This window comes from Ruegeria discodermiae (genome assembly GCF_030758345.1).
Classification (GTDB): Bacteria; Pseudomonadota; Alphaproteobacteria; order Rhodobacterales; family Rhodobacteraceae; genus Ruegeria_C.
The window spans coordinates 789,411-804,591 of sequence record NZ_JAVAMO010000001.1; the positions used below are offsets into that span (position 1 = coordinate 789,411).

The following is a 15,181-nucleotide window of genomic DNA, read 5'->3' on the forward strand; positions in this document are numbered from 1 at the left end:
AGATCAGGCGTCCAGCTCGGTGTCCCAATAGAGGAAGTCGATCCAGCTATCATGCAGGTGATTGGGTGGAAATTTCCGGCCGGTGTTACGCAATTCCTCGGCTTGCGGCCGACGCGGGGGCTTGCGCAGGCTCATCCCCGCGCGGCGCAGGGATTTCGATCCTTTGCGCAGGTTGCAGGGCGCGCAGGCGGCGACCACATTCTCCCAACTTGTGACGCCGCCTGCTGCGCGGGGCACCACATGATCAAAGGTCAGGTCACCTTTGGCGCCGCAATACTGGCAGCAGAATTCGTCCCTCAGAAATAAATTAAAGCGCGTGAAGGCCACGCGCTTTTGAGGTTTTACATAGTCTTTCAGAACAACGACCGAGGGTATCCTGATTTGCATCGACGGACTTCGGACAACCTCGTCATATTCCGCGACAATATCCACCCGATCCAGCCACGCGGCCTTGATGGCGTCCTGCCAGGCCCAGAGTGACAAGGGATAATAAGACAGCGGCCTGTAATCCGCGTTCAGCACCAGTGCGGGGTGCTGTTTCAGGGCGCCTGGCTCCCTGACAAATTCGGTCCTGAAATCGCCATCCATACCTGACTCTCCACTCGCCCTGCTCTGTCCTCTTGTGACATCAGGGCGGGGAGCCCCGCCCCTGCCTTTGGTATAACTATATATCGTGGTCAGCCCGTGACAAGCCTTGAATTTCCACAACATATCGCCGTCTTGCTAGCGGGCTTCCGTAACAGGATCGTGACGGTTATCCACATACTTGCCCACATCGGCCCCGCCCGCTAGGACGGGGCATGAGCTGGTTCATCCGTTTCAACAAACCCTTCGATGTCTTGTCGCAATTCACCGACAAAGGCACCGAGGGCAGTCCGCGCCGCACCTTGTCGGAGTTCATCGATCTGCCTGGCGTCTATCCGGCCGGGCGGCTGGACCGGGACAGCGAAGGGCTGATGCTGCTGACCGATGACGGGCGGTTACAGGCCCGCATCGCCGACCCGAAACACAAGATGGCCAAGACCTATTGGGCGCAGGTCGAAGGTATTCCAGATGCCGCGGCGCTGGATGCGTTGAGAAAGGGTGTCCAGCTCAAGGACGGTATGACCCGACCGGCGCGGGCGCGGCTGATCGAGGAACCGGAAAGCCTCTGGCCCCGGACGCCACCGATCCGGGTGCGCAAATCCATCCCCGACAGCTGGATCGAAATCACCGTCCGCGAGGGTCGTAACCGGCAGGTGCGGCGCATGACCGCCGCCGTGGGCCACCCGACCCTGCGCCTGATCCGCTGCCGGATCGGCGACTGGTCGCTGGAGCGGCTAGAGCCGGGCAGATGGGAGGCGCTGCCGCCGCCTGACAGGTCTCGCCGCAAATGATACACTCGGGCATGACCGACACGTTGCCCCCTGCCCCCGCCCCGTCCGCGATCCTTGAAGCGACGCTCTATGCCGAGGATCTGGATCTGGCCGAGGCGTTTTATGGCACCCTGCTAGGACTCGAATGTATCCAGCGCATCGGCGAACGGCATGTGTTCTTCAGGGTTGGCCCATCGATCTTGCTGATCTTCAACCCGCATAAGACAGTGCTGCCCCCCAACAACCCGCGCCTGCCGGTGCCTGCCCATGGCGCGCATGGGCATGGTCATGTCTGCTTCACATTGGATCGCGAGGCGATTGACTCGATGCGCCAGCGGCTTGCGACCGCCAATGTCACCATAGACACCGAGTTCCACTGGCCCAACGGGGCGAAATCGCTCTATGTCCGCGACCCTGCCGGGAACTCGGTCGAATTCGCGGAAGGCTGGCTCTGGGGGGCCACGGATTCGGGGTCACCCGCCTAGATGGGCGTCTTTTCTCCGGCCTCGAAATGCGAGATATCGCGCGAGATGACACCGACCGACCCAAGGGTCGCGCGGAACTCGGCCATATGCGGCGTTTCGAAATGGGCTTGCAACGCGGTCAGGCTGTCCCATTCCTCATAAACACGGAACCGCGTTTCCGAACCGATTACCTGGCTGAACTCATAGAGTCTGCAGCCGTCTTCCTTGAGGGTCTCGGTGACCATCTTCTGCACGGCCGCTTTGGCGGCTTCCACGCCATCAGGGGCGATTTCAACAATTCCGGTAACAGTCAGCATCCAATCTATCCCTTTGTGATCCGTCAAAGACTCAGCTTGTCGCGCATAAAGGCCAGCGCCACGCTCAACCCATCCGGCGCGATCCCGTGGCCAGTGCCTTTCATGACATGGGCATAGACCTCTTTGAAGCCTGCCTCTTGCAGCGCCTCGGCGGCTTCGGGCAGGGATTGCGGCGGCACCACGTCATCAGCATCGCCATGCACCAGCAGCACCGGCATGCGGCTGACCGCCTCCTCGCTAAGCGCTTCGGGGTTCAGCAACCGGCCCGAAAAGGCGACGATCCCCGCCACGGGGTCTTCGCGACGCGGCGCGACATGCAGGCTCATCATTGTGCCCTGGCTGAAGCCGAACAGCACGACCTGTTCCGGCAAGACATCCTCATCCACCATCAGCGCGTCGAGATAGGCGTTCAGATCATCGGTGGCCGCCGCCATGCCGCGCATGGCCTCTTCCTCGGACGAGCCGTCGATCCATGGGATCGGGAACCACTGATAACCGCCGGGCATGCCGGGAATCTGCTCCGGCGCATCAGGGGCGACAAAGAGCGTGTCCGGCAGGTGCTCGCCCAGCACATCGGCGAGCCCCAGCAGGTCGGCCCCGTTGGCGCCATAGCCGTGCAGAAACACCACCACCGATCGTGTGCTGCCCGATTGCGGCTCTTTGCGGCCGGAGGTTAAAACGCGCGTCATCTGATCCCTTCCCTGTCTTTGGCCAAGCGGTAATAGGCCCAGAGCACGCGGGCCGCAACCGACCGCCAGGGCGACCAGTCCTCTGCCATCGCGCGCAGGTCCTTTTCCCTGGGCCGCTCCGACAGGCCATAGAGATCCCTGGCCGCCTCCTGCAGCGCCAGATCGCCAGGTGCAAAGACATCGGCCCGGCCAAGCGAGAACATCGCGTAAATCTCGGCGGTCCAGGCGCCAATGCCCGGCACTTCGACCAGCGTTGCAACGACCTCATCGGAGGGCGCGGCGCGCAGGGCGTTGTAATCAATGCGTGCCTCGGCCAGGGCACGGGCGTAGCGGATTTTCTGGCGGCTCAGCCCCACCGCCCGCAGATCGTCATCGCTGGCCCAGAGAATCTTGCGCGGTCCGGTCAGCTTTGCCGCCTTCATCCGCCCCCAGATCGCATTGGCCGAGGCGACGCTGACCTGCTGGCTGACAATGGCGCTGAGTAGTTCCGCAAACCCGTCCGGCTTGCGCCGCAAGGGCAGCGGGCCGGTCAGCGTCATGGCATGGGACATGCGCGGGCATTGCGCGGCCAGCCAGTCTGCCCCTTCGGCCACGCAATCGGGCGTTTCGATGATCCGTTCGCTTTGTGCCATCCCTGCCCGTTTCCGTTGCGCGCTGCTGCGGCACCGTAACCGCATCCGCCGCACGTGCAAGCGCTTGTCGCGCCATGCAAACAGGGATACGCATGGCGCATGACAGACACCCTCGCCCCTGCTGACGACCGTATCGCCCGCCGCAACGTTGTGGTTCTTGTGGCGGCGCAGGCCGTGCTGGGTGCACAGATGCCGATGATCTTCACCATCGGCGGGCTGGCCGGGCAATCGCTGGCCAGCAATGTCTGCCTCGCCACGCTGCCGATTTCCATGATCGTTCTGGGCTCGATGCTGGCAGCCACTCCGATGTCGGCGATCATGCAGCGCTGGGGCCGCCGCGCCGGGTTCATGCTTGGGGCGCTGATGGGGGCGCTGGGCGGTATCGTGGGGGCTTATGGTCTTTACCTGAGTTCCTTTCCGGTCTTTCTGGCCGGGAGCCTGCTGACCGGTATCTATATGAGCGCCCATGGCTTTTATCGCTTTGCCGCCGCCGATACTGCCTCTGATGCGTACCGGCCCAAGGCGATTTCCTATGTGATGGCGGGCGGTCTGGCTGCGGCCATCATCGGACCACAACTGGTGAAACTCACCGCTACGGCTTATGTGATCCCGTTTCTTGGCACCTATGTGGCGGTGATCACGCTAAATATCGTCGGCTCGCTGCTGTTTCTGTTCCTTGACATCCCGCGCCCCGCGCCGCCCTCGGCAGACAGCCCCAGGGGCCGCACGAGGTGGGAGCTGATCAAGACGCCCCGCATCGCGGTGGCCGTGATCTGCGGCATGGTGTCTTATGCGCTGATGAACCTGGTGATGACCTCGACCCCGCTGGCAGTGGTGGGCTGTGGCTATGCCACAAACGATGCAGCGGATGTGGTCACCAGCCATGTGCTGGCCATGTTCATTCCCAGCTTCTTCACCGGCCATCTGATCGCCCGCTTCGGGGTCGAGAAGATCATGGCGCTGGGGCTGGTCATTCTCGCCGCCGCAGGAGTTGTGGCACTGGAAGGCGTCGATCTGAACAACTTCTTCCTGGCCCTGATCCTGCTGGGGGTCGGCTGGAATTTCGGCTTTATCGGCGCCACCACAATGCTCGCCGCCTCACATACGCCCAGCGAGCGGGGCCGGATGCAGGGGCTGAACGACCTGCTGGTCTTTGGCGGCGTCACCTTCGCCTCGGTCGCGTCGGGCGGTTTGATGAACTGTTCGGGCGGCAACCCGGTCGAGGGCTGGACCGCCGTGAACCTCGCCATGGCGCCGTTCCTGGTGCTGGCGGGCGGCGCGCTGATCTGGTTGATGCTGCGCCCGAAAGAGGAACTGGCCTGAGCCAGCCTGTCACCAACGCCCCGTTGCCGCCTGCCACATCAGGCCGGTGCGTCTGCGGAACTCACTTTGACCCAGCGTCCCGTCAGCCACCCGTTCCGGCTGCGCTACCGCCTGCTTTAGAAGTGCCTCGGCCTGCCATCCCGCCAACAAAGCCGCACGCGCTTCTTTTGAGATGGCCGACCGGTTTCGGCGTGCCTTTGAGAGGCGCTCAAGCCCGCTTTGCGCCAGTTGCCGCACACCCGACGCCGTTCCATCCAGCAAGGGAATACGCCCGCGCGCCTCCAACTCCGGCACAGCAACCAACCAATTCGCAACCCCCACCGCATAGCCGTAGTCGCGCAGGACATCCGCATCCGCCGGGCCAAGGCTTTGGGCGGCTGCCACCATCAGCGCCCCGGAACTGTAGTCGATATAATTGTCCAGATGCGCCTCATCCTCGAACGGGTCTTTATAAATATCCCAACGCCTTACCGAGACATATTGATCCAGATACGCAGCAAGGTCGGGTGACAGAACCTCAGCCAGAGGGGTGACCACCTGATGCCGCCGGACGGTCTTTCCCTCTGCGATCTCTTCCAGTGCGTCGCGCCACCATTGCAGGCGCATTTCGGCGATCATCGGCTCTTGGGTGACCCAGGGCGCGCGCGACACCTCGACATTCAGCGCATAGAGCGGGAACAGCACCCGGCGCGCCGCAACCGGCGCGGCCATGGCGGCCAGAAACCGGTCCGGATCGGCCTGCTCGACCAAGGCCGCGCAGGCGGTCAGGTCCGGATCAAAGCTCATTTTGGCCGGACGAGCATCAGCGCATAGGCGATATGCTCGGGCGCGGCCTCCCACAGGGCAATCTCTCGCGCATTCATATCCAGCATCTCGGTCATCGCGGGGTCGGGATCGGCAACACGCAGTTCAGCAATGCGCTGGCGCAGGGGGGCATAGTAGCTCTCCCACCCCTGCCCGATGATCAGGCGTGTGCCCAGAAGCGCATACCCCGCCGCCGCGACGCGAGCCTCGATCCCGGCCATATCGGTTATGCCCCGATACTCCTCCCAAAACTCACGCGCCGCCTGTGGCATCTCGCCGCGCAATTTCACCGGCTCGGAAAAGGCGACAAACCCGCTCGGCGCAAGCGCGGAACGCCAGGTCTTCAACCCTTCGGTCACCCCAAGGAAATAGAGCGCGCCCGCGCACCAGATCAGGTCATGCGGGCCACCGGGTTCGGCCATATCCCCGAGGCGGGCCTGAACACGGTCCCCGAACCGGGCACATCGTTTTTGGGCACTGGCGACAAAACCGTCATGCATTTCCAGACCCAGCAGCCGCGCCTCGGGCAGACGGTCGGCGAGCGTTTCCAGATCAGCCCCAGGCCCGCAGCCCGCGTCACAGACAGAGATCGCACCGCTCAGCCCGGTATTAGCCAAAACCCAATCCACATCCTCGGGGGAGCCCGGCCCCTCACGCGGCAGACCATTGTGAATTTTGAAAAACGCATCCCAGTCCATTATTCCGCGGCCTCCACGTGATGGATCAGCTTCCAGCGGATCGCATCCAGCAGCGCCTCGAAACTGGCATCCACTATGTTCGCGCTGACCCCCACCGTGGACCAGCGCCGCCCGGCCCCATCCTCGCTGTCGATGATGACGCGGGTGACGGCCTCTGTCCCGCCCTGGGTGATACGCACCTTGAAATCGACCAGCCGCATATCCTCCAGCACCGCCGAATACTGGCCCAGATCCTTGGCCAGCGCCTTGGCCAGCGCGTTGACCGGCCCGCGGTCGCTGCCATCCTCATCCAGCGATTCACTGACCGACAGGCGCTTTTCGCCGTCAACTTTCACCACAACCACCGCTTCGGACAGGCTGATCATGCGGTTGTACTTGTTCTTGCGCCGCTCGACCGTCACCTTATAGCGCTTGACCTCGAACAGTTCAGGCAGCAGCTCCAGTTCCTCGCGCGCCAGCAACTCGAACGAGGCCTGCGCGGTGTCATAAGAATAGCCCTCGGCCTCGCGCTCCTTGATCCGTTCCAGAATGCGCCCCAGCGCCGGGTCGCCCTTGGTCACGTCCAGCCCGGCCTCAGTCAGCCGGTTGCGCAGGTTCGACTGCCCGGCCTGGTTCGACATCGGAATGATACGGTCATTGCCGATGACGGAGGGCTCCACATGTTCATAGGTCGAGGGGTTTTTCAGGATCGCGCTGGCATGCAGCCCGGCCTTATGCGCAAAGGCCGAGGCCCCCACATAAGGCGCCTGCTTGGTCGGCACCCGGTTGAGGATATCATCCAGCATCCGGCTGACCTTGGTTAGCCCCGCCAGCGCCTCGGGCGTGACGCCGGTGTCAAACTGGCTGGTATAGGGTTCTTTCAGCAGCAGCGTCGGGATCAGCGAGGTCAGGTTGGCATTGCCGCAACGCTCGCCCAGCCCGTTCAGCGTGCCCTGGATCTGCCGCGCGCCGGCCTCCACCGCGGCCAGCGATCCAGCAACAGCCTGCTCTGTGTCGTTATGGGTATGGATGCCCAGCCGCTCGCCGGGAATGCCCGACGCGATCACCTCCGTAACGATCCGCCCGATCTCGGAGGGCAGCGCGCCGCCATTGGTGTCACAGAGCACGATCCATCGCGCCCCGGCCTCCAATGCAGCATGGCAGACCGCCAGCGCATAGCCAGGGTTGTCGCGGTAGCCGTCAAAGAAATGTTCGGCGTCAAACAGAGCCTCGCGCCCCTGCGCCACGATATGGGCGATCGAGGCGCGGACGTTTTCAGTGTTCTCCTCTAGCGCAATGCCAAGCGCGTCGGTGACATGAAAGTCATGGCTTTTGCCCACCAGACAGACCGTGCCGGTGCCCGCGTTCAGCACTGCGGCCAGCACGTCGTCATTCTCGGCAGACCGGCCAGAGCGCTTGGTCATGCCAAAGGCGGCAAGCCGCGCGCGTGTCTCGGGTGCATCGGCAAAAAACGCGCTGTCGGTGGGGTTGGCCCCGGGCCAACCGCCCTCGACATAATCCAATCCCAACTCGTCCAGCGCGCGGGTGATCTGGACCTTTTCCGGGGTCGAGAACTGCACCCCCTGCGTCTGCTGCCCGTCCCGCAGGGTGGTGTCGTAGAGGTAGAGGCGTTCGCGGTTCATCACACGCTCTCCAGTTTGGCAGCGTCGAAATCGGGGCCGGGCACCAATTCCACGCCCGCCTTGCTCATGCGCACCTCAAGACCTGCGGCCAGATAGGCGGTTTTCAGGCGATCGACCTCAGCGAAATCCTTGCTCTCCATCGCAACGCTACGCGCATCCGACAAACGGGCCTCATGCGCTGACAGGTCCAGATCACCTGCTTCAGCCCATTCCCCCATCTCATCCGTCAGCAAACCCAGCAAACGCGCCGAGGCCAGCAATTCCGCAGCCTTTCCATCCGCCGCCAGACGGTGGAGTTCTGCGAGGGCACCCGCCGTGTTCAGATCATCACCAAGCGCGGCGATGATTGCGGGGGCCGCGCTGGCGGCGGGCTCGATGCCCGCTGTCAGCGCCCGCCATTTCCGGAGCGTTCCTTCCGCCTCACGCGCCTTTTTCTCGGTCCAGTCCATAGGCTTGCGGTAATGGGTCTGCAGGAACACAAACCGGATCACCTCACCGGGCACGCCCTTATCCAGCAGGTCGCGCACGGTAAAGAAATTGCCCAAGCTTTTGGACATCTTCTTGCCCTCGACCTGCAACATCTCATTGTGCAGCCAATAGCGCGCAAACTGACCCTCGGGATGGGCGCACCGGCTTTGCGCGATCTCGTTTTCATGATGCGGGAACATCAGGTCGTTGCCACCACCATGAATGTCGAAACTGTCGCCCAGCAGCTCATGCGCCATGGCCGAGCATTCGATATGCCAGCCGGGCCGCCCCCGGCCCCAGGGACTGTCCCAGCCCGGCAGATCATCGGTGGAGGGTTTCCACAGCACGAAATCCATCGGGTCTTCCTTGAAGGGCGCCACCTCGACCCGCGCACCGGCGATCATGTCATCCACGGAGCGGCCCGAGAGCTTGCCGTAATCCTCGTATCTGCGCACGCGAAACAGCACATGGCCTTCTTTTTCATATGCGTAGCCATCCGCGATCAGCCCGTCGATCATCGCAATCATCTGGGCGATGAACCCGGTGGCGCGCGGCATCTCGTTGGGCCGCATCGCACCGACCTCATCCATGTCTTTCAGATACCAGCCGATGGTTTCGTCCGAGCGCGCCTGAACCAGCTCCTCCAACGTGCCTTCGGCCCCGGCCTGCTTGCGAGCCAGAGCGGTGGCGTTGATCTTGTCATCCACATCGGTGAAGTTGCGCACATAAGTCACGTGATCCGCGCCATAGACCTGCCGCAGCAGTCGATAGAGCACATCGAACACTACCACGGGCCGGGCATTGCCCAGATGCGCCCGGTCATAGACGGTGGGTCCGCAGACATACATCCGCACGTTTTCGGAATCGATCGGCTCGAAATCCTCTTTCCGGCGGGTTTTGGTATTGTGCAGTCTGATACGTGTCATCGTCTTTTCCTCGGGCACGGCAAAGCAAGCGCGGTGGCGCGGGCTTAGCAACTTGTCTCAGGGAAGAAAACGAAAGAAACCGGCCCGCGTGATTGCTCAGCAGGGAATGCAGCAGATAATGGTGCAAATCGGTGTCATGGGTCTTGCATAGCGCCCCTTTGCCGAGATTTCAAGCGTGCTGCCTAGGGGGCTGCGGTGCTGTTTGTTTTGTGCTATCCTGCAACCACAGGGAGCTATGTATCAAATATGAACACCTCAAAAGCGATGTGGCCCATGGGACCGCAAAGGATTGACGACACTGCAGATAATGCCGCTTCGCAATCGCCTGACTCGGTGGTTGTTACACGTGATTCCGACTATTCGGCGCTGGTCTCAGACCTGCGCGGCAAGCAGCAAAAATTCGAATCCAGCATCCACAAACACCTGCGCGAACTGGATCAGTGCCTAACTCGTCTTGAATCCGAACAAGAGCATCTGACCCATTGCCGGACCCAGATCGCCGGCCATGAAAAGATCCTGTCCAGCCATCGCAAGAGCTTGAAGAAAGCACGATCTGACGGTGACAAGAAAAGACGCAAATCCATTGAAAAGACGATGAAAAGGGAAACCCTGGCTTATGAGGACAGCCTGCGTCAGGCGGCCAAGCATTCCGCGCGTATTCAGCGTGAGCTGAAGGCGGCCAAAACCTCGTTCGAGGCCGCCGGATCGGTCGGCAATCTGATCTCGGATGGTGACCTGAAGCTGCGCACCCCGCTCTAGCCCATGTCACGGGACAGTGTGAATCGGATCTGCGCCGCGCTGCCGGGGGCCGAAGTGTCGGACCCGTGGGGTGGTGGGCATGATGCGTGGAAGATCGGCGGCAAGATGTTCGCCTGTATCGGCACCGCCAATGACGGTGTTTCGGTCAAGACGCCCGATATCGAAACCGCCCAGATGCTGATCGAGGCTGGCGTGGGTGAACGCGCGCCCTATTTCCATCGCAGCTGGATCAGGCTGGGCTGGGATACCCCCGAAGAGGAAGCAGAGCATCGGATCGAGGTCTCTTACGACCTAGTTCGCGCCAGCCTGACCAAGAAATTGCAGGCGACACTGCCGCCGCGCGGCTGAGATTGACAAATCGGCACGCCTCTGTCCCTGTCCGCTGGACTGAGACTCAGGGAGGTCGGGATGAAGCTGTCTCATCGCATCACGAATATCACCGGCGGCGGCTCGGACGGCTGGGATGTGTTCAACAAGGCGCGCGCAATGGTGCGCGCGGGTGTTGCCGTTACCGAACTGACCCAGGGCGAGCATGACATCCGCACCCATCCGGTGATCCTTGATGCGATGGATGCCGCGGCGCGGGCGGGCAAGACGGGTTATTCCGCTGTGCCCGGTGAACATGATCTGCGCGACACGGTTGCAACCCGCATTCAGGACCGGACCGGCGTGGCGACCACGCGCGACAACGTGCTTATCACGCCGGGCGGTCAGGCCGCACTGTTCGCGGCCCATAACGCAACCTGCGATCCGGGCGATACCGGCCTGTTCATCGATCCTTATTATGCCACCTATCCCGGCACGATCCGGGCGGTGGGTGCGGTTTCGAAACCGGTTCAGGCCCATGCCGAGGACGGGTTCCAGCCCCGTGCCGCGGATATCGATGCCGCCGCCGAAGGGGCCGCCTCGCTGCTGATCAACTCGCCCAACAACCCCACCGGCGTGGTCTATTCGCGTGAGACGCTGGAGGGGATCGCAGGGGTCTGCCAGGATCGCGATCTGTGGCTGATCTCGGACGAGGTTTATGACACACAGGTCTGGGAGGGCACACATCTCAGCCCGCGGGCCCTGCCCGGTATGGTCGAGCGCACGCTGGTGGTTGGCTCGATGTCGAAATCCCACGCGATGACCGGATCACGGTGCGGCTGGGTCGTGGGGCCACAAGAGGCCATTGCGCATCTGATCAACCTCGCCACCCACACCACCTATGGCGTACCGGGATTCGTCCAGGCGGCCGGGAATTTCGCGCTGAATGCGGGCCTCTGGCTGGAAGATGAGGTTGCCGCCCCCTTCCGCCGTCGCCGCGCGCTGGCACAGGAGGTGCTGCAGGCCCAGAACGTACTGCGTCCGGTTCCCGCACAGGGGGCGATGTACCTGATGCTGGATATCCGGGCCACCGGCATGAGCGGCGAAGACTTCGCCTATGCCCTGCTGGATGCCCATCACATCGCGGTCATGCCCGGCGAGAGCTTTGGCGTCGCCGCAGCGGGCCATATCCGCGTGGCAATGACGGTGGAGGATGAGGCCTTTGTGAGCGCGCTGAACACGATTTGCGATTTCGCGACGGGCCTCGCAAATCAGCGCGCCGCCGAATAGGCCCCGCGCGCCGCAATCACCCGGGGATCAGAAACGGAAAGTTGTGCGCAGATTGAACGTATCGGTGTCGAAATCGCCGGATTGATCGTTCAAATCACTGAAATTATGGCGCAAAATCTCGCCACCGATCTCCAGCCGGTCTGTCACCGGGACCGCGATCCCGATGCCATAGACCGCGCCAGTGTCGCTCGCGCCCGAGGTTTCCGCGCGCGCCGCACCGACCACCACATAGCCCAGAGCGTTGCCGAAATCATATCCGCCACGTAGCTTCAGCCGTCCGATATAGTCAATCTCACCGGCGGACCCGCCCAGATCGATATTGGTGCGGTTATACTCGAATTCCCCACCCAGCACGAAGTTGCCGAAGTCATGGTCATAGCCGATATGCGGACCAAAGCTGACATCATCGCCCCCGACACTGCCCGGGCCATCCACATCGGTATATCCCAGCGCAAAACCGCCATACACACCGGTCCAGTCCTCAGCCAGCGCCGGGGTAGCGCAGGTGAGGGTCAGAGCGACACATATAGGGAGGGCTTGCCTCAACTCCGAACTCCAATCTCAATTATAAACCCGTTGTCGCCCGATATAGGCGGACATGTCATGGGTGCGTTCCCTTGAAATATGGTTGACCCGAATTGTGCTTTCAAGGAACCGAATCCGCATGTGAACATATGTGAACACTATAGCACGTTTCGCCTGTTAGGCGCAAAAAATCGCTCAAATCCACCGGGTTATTGGTCGCAAACAGGACAGAACGTGGGCGGTATTCCTGTCACCCTTGCCTGAAATGGGAGGGTCCGAATGCAAGGCGAGTTGTCCAAGATTGGTCTCGTCAGCCGAACCATCGGCGCCGATCGCGGGCGGGCTGCGCGCGGTCGACCCCAAGCTGTCTGACGAATTCGCACAGCCTGCATCTCAGACAAATTTGGACCTTTCAGACTCATGAACGATCAAACCAGACCCTCTTCGCGCAGCGGCGGACGCGCCGCGCGCCGGGCCGCGCGTGCCAGCGCCCTGCCCGATCACCTCCGCCCGGTACGCCCTGGTATGGAAGGCGGAGCGCTGAAACCGCTGACACAGGACGGCGTTGAAAGCATCCACCGCGCAGCGCTCGACGCGCTTGAACAGATCGGCCTGGCCGACGCGCCGCCAAGCGGTATCGACTACCTCACCAAAGCCGGCTGCATCCTGGGCGATGATGGCCGCCTGCGATTCCCCCGCGCGCTGGTCGAGGATACGCTGGCCATCGCCAATCGCGCGGTCACGCTGTGCAGCCGCGACGGCAAGACCGATCTGGATCTCAGCGGTTCGCGGGTCCACTACGGCACCGCCGGGGCCGCCGTGCATATGGTTGATGTGCATGGCAGGGAATATCGCGATTCCACGGTGCAGGACCTGCATGATGCCGCGCGAATCTGCGACCAGCTCGACAATATCCACTTCGTGCAGCGCCCGATGGTCTGCCGCGATATCGTTGACAATCGCGAGATGGACCTGAACACGATCTATGCCTGCTGCTCGGGCACGTTCAAACATATCGGCACCTCGTTCACCGATCCCGATTATGTCGCCCCGGCGCTGGAAATGCTGCATATGATCGCGGGTGGTGAGGATAAGTGGCGCGAACGCCCCTTTGTCAGCAATACCAACTGTTTCGTCGTCCCGCCGATGAAGTTCGCCACCGAAAGCTGCGAGGTAATGGAGCGCTGTATCGAAGGCGGCATGCCCGTCCTGCTGCTGAGCGCGGGCATGGCCGGGGCCACCGCGCCCTCGACGGTGGCAGGGGCCATCGTGCAGGCCGTGGCCGAATGTCTGGCCGGGCTGGTCTATGTCAACGCGGTCAGGCCGGGCCACCCGGCGATATTTGGCACCTGGCCTTTTGGCCTTGACCTGCGCACTGGCGCGATGTCGATCGGCTCGGGCGAGCAGGCGCTGCTCAGCTCGGGCTGTGCGCAGATGCACCAGTTTTATGGTCTGCCCGGTGGGGCCGCCGCCGGTGGCTCGGATTCGAAACTGCCCGACATGCAGGCCGGGTGGGAGCAGATGTGTTCCAACGTGATGGCCGGGCTGTCGGGGCTGAACATGGTCTACGAGGCCGCAGGTATGCATGCCTCGCTGCTGGGCTTCTGCCATGAAAGCCTGATCCTTGGTGATGACCTGATCGGTCAGGCGCTGCGCTGCGTGCGCGGCATCGAAGTGACCGAGGAAACGCTGGCGCTCGACCAGATCGCCGAGGTCTGCCTGAGTGGGACCGGGCATTACCTGGGCACGGGTCAGACACTGGAGCGGATGCAGGCGGATTATGTCTATCCGACCCTGGGGGATCGCACCTCGCCCAAGGAATGGGCGGAACTGGGCAAGCCGGATCTGCTGGACAAAGCCACGGAACGCAAAGAGATGATGCTGGCGCAGCCATCGCAGGCCCATTGGGACCCGGTGCTGGACATGGCGCTGCGGGAGCGGTTCAACATCCACCTGCCCGCCTGAATAAAGAAAGGCGGCGGGCGCTAATACGCGACCGCCGCCGGACCGGAGTGGTGGGTTGTTACCGGCCCCTGCCCCTTCTCGTGGGGATCAGCCTTCGGTCGCCGGGATCAGACCAGCTTCCTGCGCGGCAGATACTTCGGCCTCGTCCAGCGCGCCATCGGCATTCACGTCGATCGCGTTGAACCCATCAGCGGACATTTCGGGGAAGACGGCCTGCACCTCATCCAGCGTCCAGACGCCATCGCCATTTGCATCCACCTTTCCTGCAGCCCATGCCAGCGCGGGCAGAGACACGGCAATCGCAAGCAGCGCGGTCGTTTTGGTCGGTTTCATTGGATCACTCCTAATTATCGTTTTTTAACGCGTTCCTTTGTGGAACACGGACAGAGAAACCGAACCGGGAAACGCCGTCACCCACCCGCGTGAGTTGCGACTGTTTCAGGCCACTCGCCGCCGGATTCGCACGCGTGACTGCGCGGCAGACCGCACGACCAAGTCAGCGGAGATTTGCTGAGCGGAACCTGACGAATTGCATCGGGGAATTTGGGCAAGCCTCTGCCGAAACCCGCCGGGATTGCGACAAAAAAGAAGGGGGGCTTGCACCCCCCTTGTTGAGTTTCGCCGTTCAGGCTCATCTAGTTTACCGCCCGTGTTTTATTGCCTGCGGCCTGAACGTCGTTAGGGGCGAGCGCACCCGCCCCGGATGAGAGTGGGAGGACCGAACTTCCGCCCCACCCTAGCTCGTCGGGGTCAGGCGAACCTGTCGCCTGCACCCCTACACGCCATCTCTGGCGCGATTCTCTTACACGTTGTCTGGCGATCCCAACCGTGAGTGGCTTGGCTTTGCCTGGGTGTTTTCCACAGAGCTGTGAGGTTTTCTGAGGTTAAGTCTTGGGACAACTCTGTATTTCCCCGCCTGAAATTGATCGCCTGTTACGCCCGTGTTTCCTTTCGCTATCCGACCTCCCCCGGTTGGACCCGGTTCTTCCAAGCCCCCCGCTTGCGGGAGATCCATCGGGGGCCGGTGCATTCACACCG

General features: G+C 62.4%; 17 protein-coding genes. 7 read left to right on the forward strand and 10 right to left on the reverse strand.

Annotated features, from left to right (window positions below):
* Nucleotides 1-3: 3 nt before the first annotated feature.
* Entirely contained in the window at nucleotides 4-588 is a 585-nt protein-coding gene (locus Q5Y75_RS03930; RefSeq protein WP_306194537.1) for an HNH endonuclease, read from the reverse strand.
* A gap of 212 nt (nucleotides 589-800) precedes the next feature.
* Between Q5Y75_RS03930 and Q5Y75_RS03935 the strand changes: the two genes are divergently transcribed.
* Nucleotides 801-1,376, forward strand: a complete 576-nt coding sequence (locus Q5Y75_RS03935) for a pseudouridine synthase (protein WP_306194538.1) — start codon at nucleotides 801-803, stop codon at nucleotides 1,374-1,376.
* A gap of 11 nt (nucleotides 1,377-1,387) precedes the next feature.
* Nucleotides 1,388-1,840 (forward strand): VOC family protein, encoded by a 453-nt coding sequence (locus tag Q5Y75_RS03940; protein ID WP_306194539.1) that lies wholly within the window; start codon nucleotides 1,388-1,390, stop codon nucleotides 1,838-1,840.
* On the opposite strand, the gene Q5Y75_RS03945 is transcribed toward Q5Y75_RS03940, so the two are convergent.
* Genes Q5Y75_RS03945 through Q5Y75_RS03955 form a run of 3 tightly spaced genes read right to left on the reverse strand, consistent with a single transcriptional unit; the run spans nucleotide 1,837 to nucleotide 3,457 of the window.
* Nucleotides 1,837-2,136 carry a putative quinol monooxygenase gene (locus Q5Y75_RS03945; RefSeq protein WP_306194541.1) on the reverse strand — a complete coding sequence of 100 codons (300 nt, stop codon included), beginning with the start codon at nucleotides 2,134-2,136 and terminating at the stop codon, nucleotides 1,837-1,839. The two genes, Q5Y75_RS03940 and Q5Y75_RS03945, sit on opposite strands and share 4 nt — an antisense overlap.
* A 23-nt stretch (nucleotides 2,137-2,159) precedes the next feature.
* Nucleotides 2,160-2,825 (reverse strand): alpha/beta hydrolase, encoded by a 666-nt coding sequence (locus tag Q5Y75_RS03950; RefSeq protein ID WP_306194543.1) that lies wholly within the window; start codon nucleotides 2,823-2,825, stop codon nucleotides 2,160-2,162.
* Nucleotides 2,822-3,457, reverse strand: coding sequence for a DNA-3-methyladenine glycosylase family protein (locus Q5Y75_RS03955; protein WP_306194545.1), 636 nt, complete (start codon nucleotides 3,455-3,457; stop codon nucleotides 2,822-2,824). Before Q5Y75_RS03955 ends, Q5Y75_RS03950 begins: the two co-directional genes overlap by 4 nt.
* Nucleotides 3,458-3,556: 99 nt before the next feature.
* Here Q5Y75_RS03955 and Q5Y75_RS03960 point away from each other — a divergent pair, with 99 nt between their 5' ends.
* Nucleotides 3,557-4,780 (forward strand): MFS transporter, encoded by a 1,224-nt coding sequence (locus Q5Y75_RS03960; RefSeq protein WP_306194547.1) that lies wholly within the window; start codon nucleotides 3,557-3,559, stop codon nucleotides 4,778-4,780.
* Between the two features lie 9 nt (nucleotides 4,781-4,789).
* On the opposite strand, the gene Q5Y75_RS03965 is transcribed toward Q5Y75_RS03960, so the two are convergent.
* The 4 genes from Q5Y75_RS03965 to cysS are packed head-to-tail and all read right to left on the reverse strand — an operon-like array spanning nucleotide 4,790 to nucleotide 9,298.
* The gene (locus Q5Y75_RS03965) at nucleotides 4,790-5,566 is read right to left on the reverse strand and encodes a squalene/phytoene synthase family protein (RefSeq protein ID WP_306194549.1); all 777 of its coding nucleotides are present in this window, start codon (nucleotides 5,564-5,566) and stop codon (nucleotides 4,790-4,792) included.
* On the reverse strand, nucleotides 5,563-6,282 hold the full coding sequence (locus Q5Y75_RS03970; RefSeq protein ID WP_306194551.1) for a class I SAM-dependent methyltransferase: 720 nt from the start codon (nucleotides 6,280-6,282) through the stop codon (nucleotides 5,563-5,565). The genes Q5Y75_RS03965 and Q5Y75_RS03970 overlap by 4 nt, the downstream gene beginning before the upstream one ends.
* Entirely contained in the window at nucleotides 6,282-7,904 is a 1,623-nt protein-coding gene (gene cimA / locus Q5Y75_RS03975) for a citramalate synthase (protein ID WP_306194553.1), read from the reverse strand. Before cimA ends, Q5Y75_RS03970 begins: the two co-directional genes overlap by 1 nt.
* Complete coding sequence (gene cysS, locus Q5Y75_RS03980) at nucleotides 7,904-9,298, reverse strand: cysteine--tRNA ligase (RefSeq protein WP_306194554.1); 1,395 nt, start codon at nucleotides 9,296-9,298, stop codon at nucleotides 7,904-7,906. Before cysS ends, cimA begins: the two co-directional genes overlap by 1 nt.
* Nucleotides 9,299-9,544: 246 nt before the next feature.
* On the opposite strand from cysS, the gene Q5Y75_RS03985 reads away from it, so the two are divergent.
* Genes Q5Y75_RS03985 through Q5Y75_RS03995 form a run of 3 tightly spaced genes read left to right on the forward strand, consistent with a single transcriptional unit; the run spans nucleotide 9,545 to nucleotide 11,653 of the window.
* Nucleotides 9,545-10,057, forward strand: coding sequence for a hypothetical protein (locus Q5Y75_RS03985; protein ID WP_306194556.1), 513 nt, complete (start codon nucleotides 9,545-9,547; stop codon nucleotides 10,055-10,057).
* A gap of 3 nt (nucleotides 10,058-10,060) precedes the next feature.
* Nucleotides 10,061-10,405, forward strand: coding sequence for an MmcQ/YjbR family DNA-binding protein (locus Q5Y75_RS03990; RefSeq protein WP_306194558.1), 345 nt, complete (start codon nucleotides 10,061-10,063; stop codon nucleotides 10,403-10,405).
* Nucleotides 10,406-10,465: 60 nt separating this feature from the next.
* Nucleotides 10,466-11,653, forward strand: a complete 1,188-nt coding sequence (locus tag Q5Y75_RS03995) for a pyridoxal phosphate-dependent aminotransferase (protein WP_306194559.1) — start codon at nucleotides 10,466-10,468, stop codon at nucleotides 11,651-11,653.
* Between the two features lie 27 nt (nucleotides 11,654-11,680).
* Here the strand turns inward: Q5Y75_RS03995 and Q5Y75_RS04000 are convergent, their stop codons facing one another.
* Entirely contained in the window at nucleotides 11,681-12,199 is a 519-nt protein-coding gene (locus tag Q5Y75_RS04000) for an outer membrane protein (protein ID WP_306194561.1), read from the reverse strand.
* A 399-nt stretch (nucleotides 12,200-12,598) separates the two neighbouring features.
* Between Q5Y75_RS04000 and Q5Y75_RS04005 the strand changes: the two genes are divergently transcribed.
* Nucleotides 12,599-14,143: a trimethylamine methyltransferase family protein gene (locus Q5Y75_RS04005; RefSeq protein WP_306194563.1), complete on the forward strand. Its 1,545-nt coding sequence runs from the start codon at nucleotides 12,599-12,601 to the stop codon at nucleotides 14,141-14,143.
* An 87-nt stretch (nucleotides 14,144-14,230) separates the two neighbouring features.
* On the opposite strand, the gene Q5Y75_RS04010 is transcribed toward Q5Y75_RS04005, so the two are convergent.
* Nucleotides 14,231-14,476: an EF-hand domain-containing protein gene (locus tag Q5Y75_RS04010; RefSeq protein WP_306194565.1), complete on the reverse strand. Its 246-nt coding sequence runs from the start codon at nucleotides 14,474-14,476 to the stop codon at nucleotides 14,231-14,233.
* Between the last annotated feature and the right edge of the window lie 705 nt (nucleotides 14,477-15,181).

What these genes read in the sequence shown, in the direction of transcription:
- cysS (WP_306194554.1), bottom strand. Translation starts at nt 9,298, where the DNA reads ATGACACGTATCAGACTGCACAATACCAAAACCCGCCGGAAAGAGGAT.
- Q5Y75_RS04010 (WP_306194565.1), bottom strand. Translation starts at nt 14,476, where the DNA reads ATGAAACCGACCAAAACGACCGCGCTGCTTGCGATTGCCGTGTCTCTG.
- Q5Y75_RS04005 (WP_306194563.1), top strand. Translation starts at nt 12,599, where the DNA reads ATGAACGATCAAACCAGACCCTCTTCGCGCAGCGGCGGACGCGCCGCG.
- Q5Y75_RS03945 (WP_306194541.1), bottom strand. Translation starts at nt 2,136, where the DNA reads ATGCTGACTGTTACCGGAATTGTTGAAATCGCCCCTGATGGCGTGGAA.
- Q5Y75_RS03950 (WP_306194543.1), bottom strand. Translation starts at nt 2,825, where the DNA reads ATGACGCGCGTTTTAACCTCCGGCCGCAAAGAGCCGCAATCGGGCAGC.
- Q5Y75_RS03985 (WP_306194556.1), top strand. Translation starts at nt 9,545, where the DNA reads ATGAACACCTCAAAAGCGATGTGGCCCATGGGACCGCAAAGGATTGAC.
- Q5Y75_RS03995 (WP_306194559.1), top strand. Translation starts at nt 10,466, where the DNA reads ATGAAGCTGTCTCATCGCATCACGAATATCACCGGCGGCGGCTCGGAC.
- Q5Y75_RS03940 (WP_306194539.1), top strand. Translation starts at nt 1,388, where the DNA reads ATGACCGACACGTTGCCCCCTGCCCCCGCCCCGTCCGCGATCCTTGAA.
- Q5Y75_RS03970 (WP_306194551.1), bottom strand. Translation starts at nt 6,282, where the DNA reads ATGGACTGGGATGCGTTTTTCAAAATTCACAATGGTCTGCCGCGTGAG.
- Q5Y75_RS03955 (WP_306194545.1), bottom strand. Translation starts at nt 3,457, where the DNA reads ATGGCACAAAGCGAACGGATCATCGAAACGCCCGATTGCGTGGCCGAA.
- Q5Y75_RS03935 (WP_306194538.1), top strand. Translation starts at nt 801, where the DNA reads ATGAGCTGGTTCATCCGTTTCAACAAACCCTTCGATGTCTTGTCGCAA.
- Q5Y75_RS03960 (WP_306194547.1), top strand. Translation starts at nt 3,557, where the DNA reads ATGACAGACACCCTCGCCCCTGCTGACGACCGTATCGCCCGCCGCAAC.
- Q5Y75_RS03990 (WP_306194558.1), top strand. Translation starts at nt 10,061, where the DNA reads ATGTCACGGGACAGTGTGAATCGGATCTGCGCCGCGCTGCCGGGGGCC.
- Q5Y75_RS03965 (WP_306194549.1), bottom strand. Translation starts at nt 5,566, where the DNA reads ATGAGCTTTGATCCGGACCTGACCGCCTGCGCGGCCTTGGTCGAGCAG.
- Q5Y75_RS03930 (WP_306194537.1), bottom strand. Translation starts at nt 588, where the DNA reads ATGGATGGCGATTTCAGGACCGAATTTGTCAGGGAGCCAGGCGCCCTG.
- cimA (WP_306194553.1), bottom strand. Translation starts at nt 7,904, where the DNA reads ATGAACCGCGAACGCCTCTACCTCTACGACACCACCCTGCGGGACGGG.